Raw genomic sequence first — 16,032 nt, forward strand, 5'->3', positions numbered from 1 at the left:
ACACCCAGGCGCCGTCGGTCGCTGGTGCGATGACATCAGACAGGGGTCAGCCGATGCCGGCGCATCTGCAGGGACACCTGACCACAGTGGTGGCGCAGTGGCGTGTCCGCCGGACGGAGTGAGCATAGGACGGAAGTCCGCGGGTAACTGACGTGGGCTGGCCGGGAGCGGCGCAACGCCTGGGGAGGTCGAGCGCCGCTCCCTAAGAACTCCCAACGAAATGATCTTCGAGGAGGTTGGATCACTCCGGAATCGAACTGTTGATCCGGGGGTGTGGCTTGGCCGAAGCCGTGGAAAGTCGACCGTCGGAACTGTGCAGGCGCGCCACGAGCGGAACGCTCGGGGGCATGGGGGGCTGGAAGATAAATACGTCGACAGCGCCCCTCGGTACTCGGCAAAGTGGCCGCCCGTGACGAGCAGTGAACTGTGGACCCGTGCGACCGCTGACCGTTATGACGCCGAGGAGACCGAAATGTCCTCGGCCGCCGTTCTCGGACCGACTCTCGACTTCCTCGCCGAGCTCGCCGGAGACGGCCGGGCGCTGGAGTTCGCCATCGGAACCGGACGAGTGGGCGTCCCGCTCCGGGAACGCGGCGTGCCGGTAGTGGGCATCGAACTGTCCGAGCACATGACAGCGGTTCTGCGGCGCAAGATCGACGAGAGCACGCTTCCGGTAGTCATCGGGGACATGGCTGCCACCGTAGTCCCCGGCGAGTTCACCCTGGTCTATCTCGTCTACAACACCATCACGAACCTGCTCACGCAGGACGAGCAGGTCGAGTGCTTCCGCAACGCCGCACGTCATCTGGAGCCCGGCGGCCGATTTGTCATCGAGCTGGGCGTGCCGCCGCTGCGGTTCCTGCCGCCCGGCCAGGTCGCGGTACCGTTCGACGTCTCGGAGCAGCATCTCGGCTTCGACACCTTTGACCTGGTGGAGCAGATTCTCGTCTCGCACCACTTCACCCGCGATGGCGACGACGGCCGCTACCGTCGCGGCAACTCCCGGCACCGGTACGCCTGGCCGGCAGAGCTCGACCTGATGGCACGGATCGCTGGGCTCGAGCTGGAACGTCGCGTCGCGGACTGGGACGGGGCGCCGTTCACCCAGGACTCCGCGAAGCACATCTCCGTGTGGCGCAAGCCAACCTGAAGTCGGCCCCGGGCTGCGCTGCGTTCCCCAGCCTGCTGAGAACGTCCAGCCCGTCCACGGGTGCGCGCCGTGCGGCGGGGCCAGATGGCCGGCCACAGCGCGGCCGACGGCCCGGGACAGAGTGGCGCTGCGGTCGATGTACTGCAGGCGGCCCGCCGGGTTGGAGCGGCCGAGCAGCAGCGTGCGGGGCGCGGCAAGCGACCCGGTGACCGCGCCGATCACGGCTTCGGTGGTGACCTGCACCTACTGGTGAAGAGGCAGTGTTCTGGTCTTGCACTGTTCCTGTGACCGCTTGCCGGTCGAGGGCAAGTTCTAGCTGTACAACCAGCTGCCGTAAGGTGCAGCGGTCACGAGTTGGTACAGCCCGAAAGCGGCAGCTCCGAGGACAAGCAGAAACAGCCCGGAGCGCAGAAACAGCGGACCCACGACGGTCACTGAGGCGGCCTGTCCCGTGAGGGTGCGCCAGTCCCGCACGCGGCGGACGTCCCCCGCACTCGCCCACCAAAAGCCGGCACCGATCACAAGCAGGATCGCGCCGAAGAGGCCGACAACACCACTGACGACGGCCAGGAAGTCTCGTCGGTCGCTGTGGCCAGTGATACTCAAAGCCGCCACCACGAGCGGCACCACGCCCAGCAGGCCGAAGGTCACGCCTCGCCGCGCAACGTCCGCCGGCCGCAGCCGCGGCAGCATCACGCCGTCTTGGTCCAAAGCCATGGCCAGCACCCTAGCCCGCTCGATCCCGAGCAGCCGCAACGTCCCCTGGCCGCCACCACGCCGACAGCCCGCTGGACCCTACGAGCCCTGACCCTGCGACCTCCTGATCCGAGATTCAGTGCGATTAAGCCCACCGTTTTCGCGATCCCCGTACGACGGCAGCCCCACCAGCCACAGCCAGCCCGTCTCGGTCCGCCGCCGCCTCAACAGCCGCGCGACGACTTCCTGTTCCGGTTGTCCCAGCACCGGGTCGGCGGGCAGCACCACCCACACCGGTACCGGCCCGGCTGTGTCGTCGGAGGGCGTGGTCACGGCACGGTAAGCGCCCGGTGCCCGATGGGGCTGCGTGAGGCCCACGAACGCCACCTGCCGGACATCACCGTCGCCGCGCTGCGCTACGGCCCGCGCCAACGACCGCACCTTCCCCAAGCCGGTCGGCAAGCGCGGCGCCGAACTCCTCTACCGCGTCGGCGACCTGAAGAAGTGGGCGCACAACCGGCCCCGCGCAGCCTCCGGCACCACCGACCTCGACTGACCACCCAAGCCCGCCTGGCGGCCGCGAACCGGGACCTCTCCGGTCCGGCCGACACGATCCCCCCTCAGCCCTGGAGAACATCCGGTTCGCCAGGCACAGAACAGAAGAGGAAGACCACGACCACGACCGCGCTCCCGAAGCTGCTGCGCCTCAACGACCCCGGCCTGCGCGAGCCGCTTCAGGTGCTGCCCGACTCCGCCGCACTCATCGGCATCAGCACCGACGGCCGGGCCATGGCCGTCGACATCGACGCCGCGCCGCACATCCTGGTCTGCAGCGGCACCGGCGGTGGCAGCACGACGATCCTGCGCACCCTTACCGCCCAGTTCCTCCACCAGGGCGCCCACGCCCTGGTCCTCGACCACACCCGCATCTCTCCACCTGCGGGCCAAGGACCTGCCGACGGTCACGCACCGCGGCAACGTCGCCGGCATCCACGACGCCCTGGTCGGCCTCGCCGCCGAGCTGGAGCGCTGCATCGACCTGGACGGCGACCTCGACGGCGTGCCGCGGCTGATGGTCCTGATCGACCGGGCCGACGACACCCTGGGCACCTCGCCCGCTACTGGGAGACGTTCCGGCAGAAGGACGACCTCAAGCGGTCCCCGGCCATCGCCGCCCTCGAGGCCGTCCTGTAGGAGGGGCGCGCGGCCCGCATCCAGGTCATCTACGACGGACCCGCCACCATCAACAGTCGCCTCATCCCCGGCGCCCGCGAGCAGTTCGCCACCGTCTCCTTGCCCGGGTCAGCGCCGGCGTGTGGCAGCGGCTCGCCCCGATAGTCGACCCCGCCCCGAAGAGCAGGGCGCTCCCCGGGCCGTATCCACGTCGTCCAGGATGGTGACGCCCACCCGGCTCAGGTGCCGCTGATGACCGACGCCCAAGCCGCCGACTGGCTCACCGCCACGGCGGCCGGGGAGATCTGGCCCGCCTCGGGCTGTGAAGGCTCCACCTGGCGCAGGCAGTACACGAACCTGGACTCCGAGTCGACGCGGCCCATGCACCGTCGACAGTCCCCGCGTTCACGCACGGGCCGCCGGCCGTCCGCGCAGCCGGGGCAGGTCATCACCGGCTGCCGGGACCTCGGATGCGGAGCGCGCGCCTTCGTCGTCGCCAGTCTCCACCACCAAGGAGACGGCGAAGCAGTCGTCGGTGTCGCACACGACAGCCACTCCTGTAGGCATCCGGTCCCCTCTCAGGCCGCAATCCGCTCCCGGTCACACCAACAGGACCATCTTGCAGAAGCGGCACGCCCTCGAGTGGGGATTCCCATGCGATTGCGATTAAGTACTCCAGTGAGAATTCGTGTCTTGAGCTGGTTGTTTTTCGGTAGTGGCAGCGGCGGGCGGTGGCTTGGTGATGTCTGCGCCAGCGGGACCAGTTCAGTGCGTGCCTGCTGACCGGTCCCGAACAGTGCGTCGCGCGCTGTCAGCGGTCGGCGTCTTCGGGCTGTGCCTCGGCACCGGGCGCGGCCGCCGGCTGTGACGCGGGGGTGGTGTAGAAGACGGACCGGCCCTGCTTGGTGCGTTCGGCCTGGCTCTTGGCCACCAGTGCCTCGAGCGTGACGCGCACGACCTTGGCCGCAATGTCGCGATCGGGGTGAGCCTGGTTGAGTGCTGTGGAGATCTCCGCAGCGGAGCGTGGTTCCTGCTGCTCGGCGAGGTGGCGGCGGATGAGCTCAACGAGGGTGGGCTGGGCCGTCTTCACGGCGCCCGCCGTCTTGGCCGCGGACTTCCTGGCCGTTCGTCGTCCCGGCGCGGCAGTGGACTTTCCTTCCTTCTGCTTCCCGCCGGGCGAGGCAGCAGCCTTCTTTCGCCGTGGAGAGGGCACCGCGGCGGTCTTGGACTCTGCTGCAGGCTTAGCCGGCGCCGTCGTGACGCCGAGTGCCTGCTGCATGCTCACCAGCACGCTGTGGTCGAGCTGCAGAGTGGCAAGCTGCTCCTGCAGTGAGGCGATTTCCGCACTGATACGTTCCTGCTCCTTGGCGTTCGCCTCGAGGTCGCCGGTCACCTTGGTGATGTACTGCGATGCCAGTTCAGTGGCGGGAGCTGTTGTCTCGGGCATGGTGCTGACCTTTCCTCGGGGTGTGACCGTGGCGCGGGTGATGCCTGTCCTCGGCGAGATCTGGGCGGCCCGGCAGGGACGCCACATGTGCCGCATGTGCCTTGTAGAGATGGTACGGACAGGCGGAGCCGCTTGTTCCCACTGAGTCATGACTTTGCCCGACGCCGGCCTCAGGGCCGCGGGGTCCGATGGCCACGAGGCAGTACACAGATACGAGTTCGTGCCTGCGGCTGACGCAGTTGCCAGGACACCTCGGGTCTCCCAGTTGTGGTGCCTGACCCCAGGATGCCTGTAGTCACCAGCCGGTCGAGTAGTTCTCCGGTTTGCTGACGGGAGTGCCCGCACAGGCTAGTGCCGCATCAGGCAACGTTCGCCCTGGGCGGTCTGCAACGATGGCTCCATGGACGAGGAAGTCATTCCCATTCTTCGCGTCGAGGACGCTGCGGCGGCGGTCGCGTGGTACGAGCGACTTGGCTTCGCCAAGCAGTGGGAACACCGCTTTGAACCGGGACTTCCCGCGTTCGTCGAGGTCGCCCGGGGCGGGGTGCGGTTGTTCGTGTCGGAGCACAAGGGCGACGCTCGCCCCGACACGTTGGTCTACCTCCGCATTCGTGATGTCGAGGCCATCGCCTCCGAGTTCGGGGTGCAGGCGAAGGTTCTTCCGTGGGCGCGTGAGATAGAGCTGCGCGACCCTGACGGCAACCGGCTTCGGATCGGCACGCCGACGGAATGACACTCGCCGGCAGTGCGCGGCAGGGAAGCTGTGCTGGTGGCTGAGCGAGTACGCGTCCGCGAAATCGATGATGACGAGGGGCAGCGCCTGCTGCGGATCATCCGCCGGGGCAGCGGGTCGGTGGTGACGTGGCGGCGGGCGCAGACGGGGCTGCTGTCCGCACAGGGCATGCCCGTGGCGAAGGTCGTCGAGGTGACGTTCACCAGCTCGGACCGGGTCCGGGATGTGATCCATAACTTCAACGCCGACGGCTTCGACTCTCTCTACCCGAAGTACAAAGGCGGTCGGCCCAGGACATTTACCCTGCCTGAGCGGCGTGAGATCAAGAAGATCGCCAAGTCCAGGCCGACCGAGCACGGTCTGTCGTTCTCGGCCTGGAGTCTGGCCAAGCTGGCCGACTTCCTGGTCGCCGAGGGGGTGGTCGACGACATCAGCCACGAGGGCCTTCGGGTCCTTCTCCGCGAGGAGGGCGTGTCGTTTCAACGCATAAAGACCTGGAAGACCTCCCGCGATCCGGACTACGCCCGCGACCACCAGCAGGTCACCTGCCCCCAGGGGCAAGTCAGCAGGGCTGGCATGGCCCTACCCAACCTCCTCGCCCACTGCGGCCCCGCTGATCGTGGCCAGGTTCACCAAGGCTCAGTGCCATCCCTGCCCGGCCCGCACCCAGTGCACCACCTCCCGCGAAAGCACCCGCACCGTGGGGTTCCCCCACGCGAACTCCGCGACCTGCAGCTGCGTGTCCGTACGGAGCAGCAAACCCCCGAGTGAAAGGCTCGCTACGCGGTGCGCTCCGGAGTGGAGGGAACCGTCAACGAGTTCGCCCACGGCCACGGATGCGACGATCCCGCTACCGAGGCCAGCGCGAGGCCCACGTCCAGCACGTCTTGACCGCCATCACCATCAACATCGAGCGCCTCAGCGGACTGCCACCGACCGCAGGAGAGCCCCTGCCCCGACAGCCGACGGCCTTCCAGAGCTATCTCGACCAGTACAAGATCCCTCGGCTCACCTCCTGGCGAACCGTTGGCAGCTGACCTGGACGACTCCAAGGTCCCGGACAGAGTCAAGCTCAAGTGCAAGTTCTGATCTCACTTGGCGGTGATAGCAAGTGTCATGCCTGGACGGTGGGGCGAACGTTGATCTCGCCGATCTCGACGTCGCCGGGCTGCTCGATGGCGAAGGCCACCGCACGGGCAACTGCCGCCGGAGGGATGCCCACCGCATCCATGTTCTTGCGTGTCTGCTCGCGGATATGCGGGTCGGTCATGGAGTCGGCGAGATCGGTGCGTACGTATCCCGGCGAGATGGCTGTCGTGCGCACCACCCCGTCGGTGGACTCTGTGCGCAGTCCCTCGTGGATGGTGCGCACCGCATTCTTGGTCGCGGCGTAGACGGCCATCGAGGGGGACACGGTCAGGCCGGCCACGGAGACGATGCTCACCAGGTGGCCCGCCCCTTGCTTGCGGAAGGCGGGCAGTGCGGCGGCGATGCCGTTGAGCGTGCCGCGAAGGTTGACATCGATCATGGCCGACCAGCTTTCGGTGTCGAGGTCGGCCAGCGGGCTGATCGGGGCGATGCCGGCGTTGTTCACCAGTACGTCGAGACGGCCGTACTGATCGATGGTGGTGGAGACCAGGCGCTGCAGGTCCTCGGCCTGGGTGACGTCGACGACGCACGTGGCGGCACGGCACCCCTCCTCTTGGATGTTCTGCGCTATGGCGTCGATCCGTTCACTGCGGCGCGCTGCGAGGACGACCGCGGCGCCGCGCTGGGCGAGCAGACGGGCCGTGGCTTCGCCGATGCCGCCACTCGCTCCGGTGATGGCGACGATCTTGCCGTGAAGAGAGAGCACTGCTGCCTCCAAGTAAAGTGGACACGTGTCCGCTGCACGGCTCACCTTACCGGACACGTGTCCGTTTGTGGTGGGCCGAACATCAGGAGAGGCCTATGAGCGCGCCAGCACGCCGTCCGGACGCGGCGCAGAACCGGACCCGCATCGTGGAGGCCGCCCGCGCGGCCCTCGCCGAGTCCGACCGCGTCCACCTCAACGAGATCGCCAAGCGCGCCGGTGTAGGACAGGGAACCCTCTACCGGAACTTTCCCAACCGCGAAGCGCTCCTCGCCGAGGTCTACCGGCGCGACGTCGAAGAACTCGTGACTGCCGCCTCCGCTCTGCTGGCGCAACACGAGCCCGTGGAAGCCCTGCGTCACTGGCTCGACCGAGTGATCGACTACGCCGAGATCAAGCGTGGCGTCCTGGCAGCGCTTGAGCCGGCGGCGTGGCAGGACCTTGTCGCCCACAGCCACAACCCCATCGAGGACGCCCTCGGTCACCTGCTGGACGCCGGGAAAGCGGCAGGTTCCATCCGTGCAGACGTGGACGCCCACGGGGTTCTCCTGCTCATCGCCTACCTCGGCCGACTGGACCGGGAGGGGTGGGAATCAACGGCACGGCCTCTGATGAACGTCATCCTCGACGGTCTTTCCCGGCAGGACGCGGGCCGGTGAGGGCAGAGGAGGGGACAAGCGTCGTGGATCGAGAGAGTCAAGAGCGTTTTGTCCCGGCAAGGTTGTTTGGTTCGAGGTTCAGGTGTCGCGCCAGTTCGGGGTGGATTCGCGGGTAAGGCGTCGGCCTTTTAGTCGGCGGATGCATGACAACAGCCTCATGTATCAGACATCCAGAGCGCGGTGCACCCAGGGGCAGGGCGACGCTCGGGACGCCTGTCCGTGGCCGGGCTGATCGCCATGCCGCGTGACTCCCGCACCCGGCTGTGCCACCGCCTGCGCACCCACCGAGAGGGCAAGAGCAAACGCCGCAGCATGAGCGAGTGGGACTTCATCGCGCTGATCGACGGCGTCCACCAGTTGGGCACGCCGATGATGCGCAGCTCGCGCCCCAGCAAGGGCCGCCGGACGCCGGCCTCTTGTGGGACGTTCGAGCCCCCGGCACATCACGACCCTGTCCTCAGGGTCGACTATCAGCACGCCGTTCACCTTCACCGCAAGAAACAGCTGAGCGGTGGCGCGCTCGTCTCGGCTGGCGACACCCTGGTCGGATTAGGGCCCGGTGACAGCGTCGTCACGTACGTCTCGGCGAAGCGCCAGATCCTGATCAACGACCTGACAGGCGACGCTACCTCCATCACGCTGGCAGTCTCGGGGGACGACTGGACGCCGGGCCTCGTAAACGACCGTCGCCTGACCATCGACACCCCGTTGGGAAGGCCGCCGTCCGGCGTCGGTGAGCGCCGCCTCCCAGTGGTTGTGTCCTTCGACATCGAAGATAGTCGCGTGCAGCGCGCTGATCTGGGGCGACTGAGTTGGATGTCAATGGGTGCGGCTCGTCTCGAGTGAGCCAGGTGTGCTGTCTCGTGAGGTTGGTGCCACTAGGCGGAACCAGTGGTGCTGGTCGGCAGGGCCTGCTGATAGAGCGCCACCAACACACCGTGCACGGGCTGGTCCTCTGCATCCTCCTCCGTTTCATCGACCAGTTGGGCGAGGGCCTCGCCGAGTTCTCTTGCCTTCGCAGGGCTCAGACGCAGGTGGCGCAGTGTCAGGTGGGTCTCCACGGGAGAGCGGTCCAGCTCCTGGGCGACCGCGGCGAGCATCGCGGCGGTGCCTGCCGCTTGGGGTTCGGCGACGACCATCTGGCGGGCCGTGCGCTGGTAGTACTGTTCGGTGCCGCCGCGGACCTGGCGGGTCTCGGCGATGTGGACCAGCGCGGCTTCGCGGAGCACTTTGAGGTGGTGGGCCACGTTGCCCTTCTTCGCGTCGAGCTGCGCCGCAAGCTGGCTGGTGGTGGCAGGCCGGTGGCCCAGGGCGAAGAGCAATCGCTGACGCAATGGGTGAGAGAGCGCCGCGAACTGCTCAGGCGCACCGATCTCCAGGACGTCCTCAGGAGGCGGTGGATAGGGAGGCTGATCACGCATACCGAAAGTGTCTAAACTCTTTGACGCTTTCGCAAGGGCAGTGCTCTACTCCCTGCCATGACGCCTCCGATGAAGCTTGCACCGGCCCCTGTCATCGACGAGATGGCCCGGCTGCTGACCGAGCACTACGTTTTCCCCGAGATAGCTGAGCAGCTGGCCGGCCTGCTGCAACGACGCCTCACCGAGGGCGCCTACGACGTCGACGATGCCGAGGAGCTCGCCCGCCTGGTCACCGCGGACCTGCAGTCCGTCAACGGCGACCGGCACCTGAGACTGAAGCACCACCCCGCTCCGGTCTCCCCGAAGCAGGGGGCGGCCACCCGGGACGCCATGCGCCGGAACTTCGACTCCTCTCTGGGCGGTGCGCCCCGGGTGCAGTTGCTCGACGGAGGGGTCGCCTTGGTGGAGCTGGCACCGATGCTGTTTCCGCTGGAGTGGGCCGCCGAACCGCTGAGCGCCGCGCTCACCCTGGCCTCCCGCGCCCAGGCGCTGATCGTGGACCTGCGCGCCAACCGGGGCGGCGACCCGGACACGGTCGCCTTCGTCTGCAGCTACCTGCTCGACGAGCGCACCCACCTCAACACCATGTACTGGCACGGCGGCGAGCGCAGCGAGCAGTCCTGGAGCCTGCCGCACGTTCCCGGCGCGCGCTTCGGCGGCAGCAAGCCGTTGTATGTGCTGTCCAGCGACAGCACCTTCTCTGCCGCTGAGGAGCTGGCGTACGACCTCCAGCAGCTCGGCCGCGCCGTAGTCGTCGGCGAGCCCACCCGCGGCGGCGCGCACCCGTGCCAGGGCTGGACCCTGCACCCACATCTGGAAGCCACCGTCCCCGTCGGCCGCGCCATCAACCCCGTCTCCAGCACGAACTGGGAGGGCACCGGTGTGCAGCCGGACATCCGTTGCGCCGCTGCTGACTCCCTCGACCACGCTCACGCCCTGGCCCTCGCCCGACTGGCCGGCTGACCCAGTCCAGCTCATCGACAGCACTGTGCGCAGCGCCTCCCCCCACCCACGCCGGCGACTGACTTCGCCGGCGGAGGCCCCCGTCTCCGGCGGCCCCCAGCGCGCTCACCCCGCACGACTAGGTTCGCTGTCAACTGCCTGGATTGGATGACAAGGGACAGTTTCTCAGCGAAGGCTGGTGACCGGGGTGCCCTGTCCCAGGCCCCGGCGGATCGCGATCTCCACGGGTGGGTACGCGCCGTCGGCCCGCACCAGTTCGTACGGCGCGGCCGGCATCAGCGGCGGCTGGGCCATGAAGCGCAGCCGCACCCCATGGTGCGGCTGCGCCGCGTGCACCAGGAACGGATGGCACAGGAAGACGTCGCCCGGGGACCCGGTAGCGAGGGCGAGTGGCCGGTGGTGGACGCCGCGACCAGATCGGGCGCAAGGGCCAGCTCGCTCGCCCCGTCCTCCCCGTACTTCTCCAACACCTTCGGCACGTCGAGGTGTGAGCCGACCCGGATCCGGGTCGGGGCATCCTCCTCACCGACCTCGCTGAACAGGAACAGCATCAGCAACGCCCGGCCCGGGGAGCGCAGATTGGTGAAGTACCCGCTCTCGCCCTCCGGCGGATAGCTCCCCTCGATGTGCCAGACCGCGTCGTCCGGCTCCTCCTCGAGCGGGAAGCGCAGCGGGAACGTGCTCAGCGGCCGAGCGAGCCGATGAAGTGGTCCAGCCGAGAGACGACTTGGCGCAGGACCTCAACCGATCCTGCGGCGTCGTCCGCAAGCTCTAGGCCATGGTCCGCCGAGGGAACTTCCAGGACATCGTGTCGCAGGGACGCAGCAATTCGTGAATCCCAGAGCTTGTCGGCGCTTCCGCCGATGAGGAGGGTCGGCTCCATGGCTCGCCGGAGAGCCGCGGCAACGTGGTCGATGGTCAGGACTGGGGTGAGCCAGGCTGCCGGGATGTTCCTGTCGGCTGTGATGCCGCAGGCGAGGGAGCCCAGGGACTTGCCGACGACGAGCTGACAAGCCCCCGCCTCGGCTTCGATGGCTTCGGTGACCTGCCGCTCCACCCATGCGATCCGGTCGACCACCGTGAACTGCGCGAACTCATCGGGGATCTGCCACCACAGCTCCTGGACCGTCCAGCCGTGCTGGAGCAGGACGCTCCGGGCGAAGTGCAGTAGCGGCCGGGCAGGCGAGTAACCGACACCTGGAACGACAACTGCGACACGATCTCGGGCTCCGTCGAAACGGGTGGGCATGGCGAAGGAGACGGGATCAGACATGGCCGCAGACTACTAGCCAGCTGATCACGTGATTCCCGGTGCTCGAACGCCGCCACAACCACCACCTGGGGAATTACGTGACCGTGAACCCTGGGGAATTACGGGCACTGTCGGAGATCTTGTGATGCCACTCGCTTGAGCTGGGCATATACCGGGTGTGCGGTTCAGGGGTTTTGGGACGGTTGCTGCCGCATTTAGCTGGTGTGGTGGTGGTGGAGTCGGTCAAGTGGACGGCGGGGGCGGTCACGTTACGTGCGTTCTGTCAGTGAGGGTTTTCAGCATGGCCACTGATCGGGTGACGCTCGTGGTGTGCGCAACGCACGAGGCCCCCGTGCCGTTGGGGGAGGTGTTCGAAGTCTCAACCCACAGGCACAGAAGCCGCGTTGGTTGCACATTCTGCCGCACTCGACCTGCCCCATGCCCTGGTCGAGTGGGCCACCATGCTCATCGTCACCCGCGAGGGTGACCGCCGCTGCAAACTACCGTCGCACCAGCGTGCGCTCGTCGGCCTGGTGTACCTGCGCAGACACGACACCCTCGCCCAGATCGCCGCCGGTTTCGGTATCTCCGTCGGCACCGCCCACGCCTACGCGTCGGCCGTCATCCACCTGCTCGCCGACCGAGCACCCGGCCTGCTGCGTGCCCTGCGTGAAGCCGACCCCGGACTACGTCCTGCTCGACGGCACCCTCGCGGAGTGCGACCGAGTCGGCGACAGCCGGGCCGACTACTCCCACAAGCACCGCCGGCACGGAGTGAACGTGCAGTGGTGACCGATCCGACCGGACGGCTGCTGTGGATCTCGCCCGCGCTGCGCGGCCGCGCCCACGATCTGACCGCGGCCCGCACCCACCGGATCATCCGGATCTGCGAACGCCAAGGCGTCCCAATCCTCGCTGACCGGGCTTACATGGGAGCCGGCTCATGGGTGACGACACCCCTCAGACGCCCACCGAGCCGCGAGCTCACACCAACTCAGCAAACCCTCAACAGCGCACTGTCAGCAGCACGGGCCCCGGTCGAGCGCGGTGTCGCACGACTGAAGTCCTGGCGAATCTTTCGATGGCGCTCTGTCTGGCGGGCCGCCCCGGCGCTCGTCTGGCTGCCGCGTTGAAGATCTGGGTCGCCAAGGACACGCTCTTGAATCGCCTGCGTTGCCGGACCCGCCTGCCTCGGAAGTCCGTGTCCTGGACGTCGACGACTTCGCTCTGCGCAAGGGCGATACCTATGCCACTCTCCTAAAAGGCTGTCTCGTAACTGCGATGGGGCGCTGGGAAGGTGCGGTGCCGACTGCTGGCGCCGGGCTCCTTCAGGCCTCCAGCAGCGGGCCGAGTTCGGCGGCCCACTCCGGATAGAGCGCGACCTTCTCCTCATGCAGGGCGAGGATGTCCCGGGCCAGGGTGGGCTTCATGTCGTCGGACAGGTCAGGGCCGATGGCGATCCTGGCCAGGAAGGGCGTGACCTGCGGGTCGCCGGCCAGGTGAACCGGGTCGTGCATGTAGCGCCGCAGGGTCGGCAGGTCGGTGATGCCCACGCAGTAGGCGTGGGTGAAGCCGTCGGGATCGCTGAGGCATTGGCCCACCGTCGAGAACGACACCGACTCAACAGAGGCCGTGCGCCGCAGGACCGCGAGTACCTGCTCGCGATCTTCCTCGGTCGCGGTCTCCTTGAACGTGAAGCGCAGCATGTGGACGATCACGCCTGTCCCACCCCTCCCATGCAGACTGAACCGGTTGGTTCAGAAATGCGTTCTGGCTGGTTCAGTCACTACACTGAACCCATGGGTTCAGAAGTGTCAACCGGGAGCGGGCGTCCCGCCCGTGGACGGATCGAGCGGCGGCAGGCAATCCTGGACGGCGCGTTCGCGGTATTTACGCGACACGGCTACGCCCAGGCGTGCGTGAAGGAGATCGCGCAAGAGGCGGGCGTCGCCAAGCCGACCGTCTACAGTCACCTGAACGACAAGGAGAGCCTCTACCGCGAGGCCGTAGAGGCCGCCGCCGACCGGGTCGGCGCACAGAGCCTCGCCGTCGTCGAGCAGCTGCGCGAGGCCGCCGCGGACAGCGACCCGCGCGCGTCACTCACGGCCGTGGCCCACGGCCTGCTGCGGGCGTTCAGCAACGAAGACGCTCGCGCCGTGCGGCAGTTGGCCTGCGCCCAGGCGGCTCAATTCCCCGACCTGGCGGCGAGCGTACGCGAGCGCACAGCCCTGCGAGTACGTTCCGCCCTCGCTGACCGCCTGGCCCGCCTGGCTCTCGCCGGCCGCCTGCGCCCGTGCGACCCGGAGCTCGCCGCCGAGCACTTCCTCTCTCTGCTCACCGGCCCATTGGAGTACCGCCCCGACGCCGCCCCGGACACCGTCGCTGACACTGCGATGGACGTCTTCCTGCGCGCTTACGGAAGGTGACCCCCAACCTGTGCTCGACCATCAAAGCGGCGCGCCTTTTACTGGTCGAGGGCCAGGTTGTGCATACGTGCGATGCCACTGGCGGCCCAGTAGACGCCTTCACCGCGGCGACGGCAGTCCCGAGGGATCTTGCAGTTGTTCATCCGGGCGAAGGCGTGCTCGATGCGGGCGCGCACCTGGCGGTGTGAGGCGTTGTGGTCAGCCTTCCAGCCTTCCAGCCTTCCAGCCTTCGAGCCAGTCCTGGCCAGCCTTGCGACGGTGCGGGATGAGAGCGCCGGTGCCCTGGTATCCACCGTCGGCGAGGACGGTGGCCCTGCCGCAGGCGCTGTCGATGCCGGACTCGGTGAAGTCACGGGTGGGTACCAGGGTGCCATCGACGATGACGACCTCGTCCGCCTTCGGCTTACGGCGGGCCCGGGCGAGGGCGAGCAGCGGGCTGTGCCGGTCGATGGCTCGATGACCTCGGCGAGAGTGCACAGCCGAAGGCCCGGCGCGATGCAGACACTGCTCCTGGCAATGACCGCGTACGGCGTGGGACGAGCAGCTTCCCTCCGGTGACGCCGAGTTCGGTGCGGACGGTGCCGGCGTAGAAGCTCAACAGTCCCTGCGGGCAACTGTCAGCTCGGCGCTCGGGTGGCTCGTTGCACTGTGCAGGGTGGGGGATGGGGCGCGTGAGTTGATCGACCCCGGTCCCGCTGTCGGCGCCCAGGCATCGACGGCACGGAGATCCGAGTGCGCCGCCCGGCCGCAGGCCGCAAAGACCGGGACAAGTTCGTCTCCGGCAGCCCGGCTGGCCGCGGATGTCGGCGCCTACATGACCAAGCAGAACGCCGTGAAGTCCATGGTCCTCACGGACGCCAAGGGGCGGATGCTGTTGATGGCCCGTGCTAAACAGAAGCCCAAACCCGCGTCATACAGCCCACGGCACAGGAGACCCAAGTGACCGTCTACATATGCTCGTTAAAGACCGACGCTCCGCAGTCGATCCCCGCCGACGGCGCCTACCACATCGTCCGCTTCCCGTTCGGCTCCGGCGAGTCGTACGATGCGCACAGTATGCACCAGGCCGCCCAGCCGGACGGCTACACCGTCACCAACTGGGCCACGGACGACCGCGCCGGCCTGATCTGGCCCTCCACCGCGGGCTGGGGCCAGCTGTACGCGATGATCCAGTGGGGGGACGGCTCCTACACCGAGCTGCGGGACCGCTTCGTCCGCGATCCGCTGAACCTGTCTACTGGCTATGACTCGACGGCCACCGACCACCGTCCGCCGTCGCCCGGCATGCAGTGCTTCACCAAGAGCCACGGCCTGTTCACCGCCGTCGGCACGCCGCTCGCGCTGCTCGTCTCTCACAACGACAGCGCCGCCCGCGATCTCGTGCTCGCCGAATTCAAGCTCGCCATCCACACCTGACCGGAGGGCCAACGGGGACTTCCTCGTGTGGCTGCGTGTGAACCCCAGCCGGAAGATCGTTCGGCTGAAGCCCTGCAGATCCTTTCGCCGCGTAGGCGACCGCCCTTTCACGACCGCGCAACCTGATCAGCCCCGTCTGGTGATGCTTGCCGGGCGGGTCTGACTGCTGCATACGAATCGGGCGCCTGGATGGGGGAGTGGGGGAGGGGCAGCCGCAGTCGTTGCGGTTGATTTTCAGGGAGCGGGTCTGGTCGTTGAGGTTGTAGCCACTCAGGTCGTGGATGGAGCCGCCGCTGCGGGTGACGCACACGTGCCGGCCGCTGTGGTTGCGCTTCTCGTACACGCGGGCGGTGCGGTCGGAGTTGTTGCGGATCGAGCTGCCGCGGTCACGGATCGCGGAGGGGAGGTCCTTCACGCTGCCGTCCACAGCCCGCTTCACTCACGGCTGACCGCCGAAGTTGATCTCTGGGTAGATGCACACGTAGCCGGCCGGGCAGTCGATCCCGGCCTGCGCCACGCCGGCCTCCTTGGAAGCGGCAGCCGGAGCGGCCATGGGCAGGAGGGCCAGAGCGGCGACGGCCCCGGCACGCATCATATAGAGGTGTGGCGCACTGTCGCGGCATCCCCAGTTGGGTGTCGTGTCCGACAGTTCGCGTCGCCGTGTCGTACGCGTCGTAGTTGTCGTTGAAGGCGCGTGACTCATCGGGTCACCTCCAGAGGGCTGCGATCCTTCCCGGTACACATGCCGTCGGGGCAGCAGTACCGGACCGTGTCGGAAGACGACTGCACGCGGGAGACACCCGTCTCGGCTGCGATGTGGGCGATCGGCCGGATCCGGCATCGC

General features: G+C 67.8%; 16 protein-coding genes and 6 pseudogenes. 10 read left to right on the forward strand and 12 right to left on the reverse strand.

Translation table 11 applies throughout. The features are described from left to right. Nucleotides 1-409 precede the first annotated feature (409 nt). On the forward strand, nt 410-1,150 hold the full coding sequence (locus QF034_RS40750) for a class I SAM-dependent DNA methyltransferase (RefSeq protein WP_307180099.1): 741 nt from the start codon (nt 410-412) through the stop codon (nt 1,148-1,150). 312 nt (nt 1,151-1,462) lie between these two features. Here the strand turns inward: QF034_RS40750 and QF034_RS40755 are convergent, their stop codons facing one another. After that, complete coding sequence (locus tag QF034_RS40755; protein ID WP_307179677.1) at nt 1,463-1,867, reverse strand: DUF6336 family protein; 405 nt, start codon at nt 1,865-1,867, stop codon at nt 1,463-1,465. 346 nt (nt 1,868-2,213) lie between these two features. On the opposite strand from QF034_RS40755, the gene QF034_RS40760 reads away from it, so the two are divergent. After that, a complete protein-coding gene (locus tag QF034_RS40760; RefSeq protein ID WP_307179678.1) occupies nt 2,214-2,402 on the forward strand; it encodes a hypothetical protein in 189 nt (62 codons plus the stop codon). A gap of 178 nt (nt 2,403-2,580) precedes the next feature. Here the strand turns inward: QF034_RS40760 and QF034_RS40765 are convergent, their stop codons facing one another. The 4 genes from QF034_RS40765 to QF034_RS40780 form a co-directional block, all read right to left on the reverse strand. Next, entirely contained in the window at nt 2,581-2,715 is a 135-nt protein-coding gene (locus tag QF034_RS40765; protein WP_307179679.1) for a hypothetical protein, read from the reverse strand. A 543-nt stretch (nt 2,716-3,258) separates the two neighbouring features. Next, on the reverse strand, nt 3,259-3,402 hold the full coding sequence (locus QF034_RS40770; RefSeq protein WP_307179680.1) for a hypothetical protein: 144 nt from the start codon (nt 3,400-3,402) through the stop codon (nt 3,259-3,261). A gap of 22 nt (nt 3,403-3,424) precedes the next feature. Then, nucleotides 3,425-3,565 (reverse strand): hypothetical protein, encoded by a 141-nt coding sequence (locus tag QF034_RS40775; protein WP_307179681.1) that lies wholly within the window; start codon nt 3,563-3,565, stop codon nt 3,425-3,427. 265 nt (nt 3,566-3,830) lie between these two features. Continuing rightward, complete coding sequence (locus tag QF034_RS40780) at nt 3,831-4,466, reverse strand: hypothetical protein (protein WP_307179682.1); 636 nt, start codon at nt 4,464-4,466, stop codon at nt 3,831-3,833. Between the two features lie 400 nt (nt 4,467-4,866). Here QF034_RS40780 and QF034_RS40785 point away from each other — a divergent pair, with 400 nt between their 5' ends. After that, nucleotides 4,867-5,199: a glyoxalase superfamily protein gene (locus tag QF034_RS40785; RefSeq protein WP_307179683.1), complete on the forward strand. Its 333-nt coding sequence runs from the start codon at nt 4,867-4,869 to the stop codon at nt 5,197-5,199. Nucleotides 5,200-5,235: 36 nt separating this feature from the next. Then, nucleotides 5,236-5,742, forward strand: a pseudogene (locus QF034_RS40790) (helix-turn-helix domain-containing protein); the annotation flags it as partial. A 571-nt stretch (nt 5,743-6,313) separates the two neighbouring features. Here the strand turns inward: QF034_RS40790 and QF034_RS40795 are convergent. Next, the gene (locus tag QF034_RS40795) at nt 6,314-7,054 is read right to left on the reverse strand and encodes an SDR family oxidoreductase (protein WP_307180100.1); all 741 of its coding nucleotides are present in this window, start codon (nt 7,052-7,054) and stop codon (nt 6,314-6,316) included. A 95-nt stretch (nt 7,055-7,149) separates the two neighbouring features. Here QF034_RS40795 and QF034_RS40800 point away from each other — a divergent pair, with 95 nt between their 5' ends. Together QF034_RS40800 and QF034_RS41770 are read left to right on the forward strand one after the other, a co-directional pair. After that, entirely contained in the window at nt 7,150-7,710 is a 561-nt protein-coding gene (locus QF034_RS40800; protein ID WP_307179684.1) for a TetR/AcrR family transcriptional regulator, read from the forward strand. A gap of 192 nt (nt 7,711-7,902) precedes the next feature. Next, nucleotides 7,903-8,070: pseudogene (locus QF034_RS41770) on the forward strand (IS630 family transposase); the annotation flags it as partial. 518 nt (nt 8,071-8,588) lie between these two features. Here QF034_RS41770 and QF034_RS40810 read toward each other — a convergent pair. Then, nucleotides 8,589-9,131, reverse strand: a complete 543-nt coding sequence (locus QF034_RS40810; protein ID WP_307179686.1) for an ArsR/SmtB family transcription factor — start codon at nt 9,129-9,131, stop codon at nt 8,589-8,591. Nucleotides 9,132-9,188: 57 nt separating this feature from the next. Here QF034_RS40810 and QF034_RS40815 point away from each other — a divergent pair, with 57 nt between their 5' ends. Continuing rightward, the gene (locus tag QF034_RS40815; RefSeq protein ID WP_307179687.1) at nt 9,189-10,094 is read left to right on the forward strand and encodes a S41 family peptidase; all 906 of its coding nucleotides are present in this window, start codon (nt 9,189-9,191) and stop codon (nt 10,092-10,094) included. 165 nt (nt 10,095-10,259) lie between these two features. Here the strand turns inward: QF034_RS40815 and QF034_RS40820 are convergent. Both QF034_RS40820 and QF034_RS40825 read right to left on the reverse strand, forming a co-directional pair. Continuing rightward, a pseudogene (locus tag QF034_RS40820) lies at nt 10,260-10,780 on the reverse strand (phytanoyl-CoA dioxygenase family protein); the annotation flags it as partial. Beyond that, nucleotides 10,777-11,367, reverse strand: a complete 591-nt coding sequence (locus QF034_RS40825) for an alpha/beta hydrolase (RefSeq protein WP_307179688.1) — start codon at nt 11,365-11,367, stop codon at nt 10,777-10,779. The gene QF034_RS40825 and the pseudogene QF034_RS40820, both read right to left, overlap by 4 nt. A 383-nt stretch (nt 11,368-11,750) precedes the next feature. Between QF034_RS40825 and QF034_RS40830 the strand changes: the two are divergent. Further along, a pseudogene (locus tag QF034_RS40830) lies at nt 11,751-12,428 on the forward strand (transposase); the annotation flags it as partial. A gap of 246 nt (nt 12,429-12,674) precedes the next feature. Here the strand turns inward: QF034_RS40830 and QF034_RS40835 are convergent. Beyond that, entirely contained in the window at nt 12,675-13,064 is a 390-nt protein-coding gene (locus QF034_RS40835; RefSeq protein ID WP_307179689.1) for a Dabb family protein, read from the reverse strand. An 81-nt stretch (nt 13,065-13,145) separates the two neighbouring features. Here QF034_RS40835 and QF034_RS40840 point away from each other — a divergent pair, with 81 nt between their 5' ends. Next, a complete protein-coding gene (locus QF034_RS40840) occupies nt 13,146-13,772 on the forward strand; it encodes a TetR/AcrR family transcriptional regulator (protein WP_307179690.1) in 627 nt (208 codons plus the stop codon). A 38-nt stretch (nt 13,773-13,810) separates the two neighbouring features. Here QF034_RS40840 and QF034_RS40845 read toward each other — a convergent pair. Then, a pseudogene (locus QF034_RS40845) lies at nt 13,811-14,228 on the reverse strand (transposase); the annotation flags it as partial. A gap of 483 nt (nt 14,229-14,711) precedes the next feature. Between QF034_RS40845 and QF034_RS40850 the strand changes: the two are divergent. Beyond that, entirely contained in the window at nt 14,712-15,188 is a 477-nt protein-coding gene (locus QF034_RS40850) for a hypothetical protein (RefSeq protein ID WP_307179691.1), read from the forward strand. On the opposite strand, the pseudogene QF034_RS40855 reads toward QF034_RS40850, so the two are convergent. Next, nucleotides 15,166-16,029: pseudogene (locus QF034_RS40855) on the reverse strand (peptidase inhibitor family I36 protein). The gene QF034_RS40850 and the pseudogene QF034_RS40855 sit on opposite strands and share 23 nt — an antisense overlap. Nucleotides 16,030-16,032: the final 3 nt, after the last annotated feature.

The sequence above is a fragment of the Streptomyces africanus genome (assembly GCF_030816955.1).
GTDB lineage: Bacteria > Actinomycetota > Actinomycetes > Streptomycetales > Streptomycetaceae > Streptomyces > Streptomyces africanus.

Coding starts and splice junctions, on each gene's coding strand:
- QF034_RS40755 (WP_307179677.1), bottom strand. CDS start 1,867: ATGGCTTTGGACCAAGACGGCGTGATGCTGCCGCGGCTGCGGCCGGCG.
- QF034_RS40770 (WP_307179680.1), bottom strand. CDS start 3,402: ATGGGCCGCGTCGACTCGGAGTCCAGGTTCGTGTACTGCCTGCGCCAG.
- QF034_RS40780 (WP_307179682.1), bottom strand. CDS start 4,466: ATGCCCGAGACAACAGCTCCCGCCACTGAACTGGCATCGCAGTACATC.
- QF034_RS40785 (WP_307179683.1), top strand. CDS start 4,867: ATGGACGAGGAAGTCATTCCCATTCTTCGCGTCGAGGACGCTGCGGCG.
- QF034_RS40800 (WP_307179684.1), top strand. CDS start 7,150: ATGAGCGCGCCAGCACGCCGTCCGGACGCGGCGCAGAACCGGACCCGC.
- QF034_RS40810 (WP_307179686.1), bottom strand. CDS start 9,131: ATGCGTGATCAGCCTCCCTATCCACCGCCTCCTGAGGACGTCCTGGAG.
- QF034_RS40815 (WP_307179687.1), top strand. CDS start 9,189: ATGACGCCTCCGATGAAGCTTGCACCGGCCCCTGTCATCGACGAGATG.
- QF034_RS40825 (WP_307179688.1), bottom strand. CDS start 11,367: ATGTCTGATCCCGTCTCCTTCGCCATGCCCACCCGTTTCGACGGAGCC.
- QF034_RS40840 (WP_307179690.1), top strand. CDS start 13,146: ATGGGTTCAGAAGTGTCAACCGGGAGCGGGCGTCCCGCCCGTGGACGG.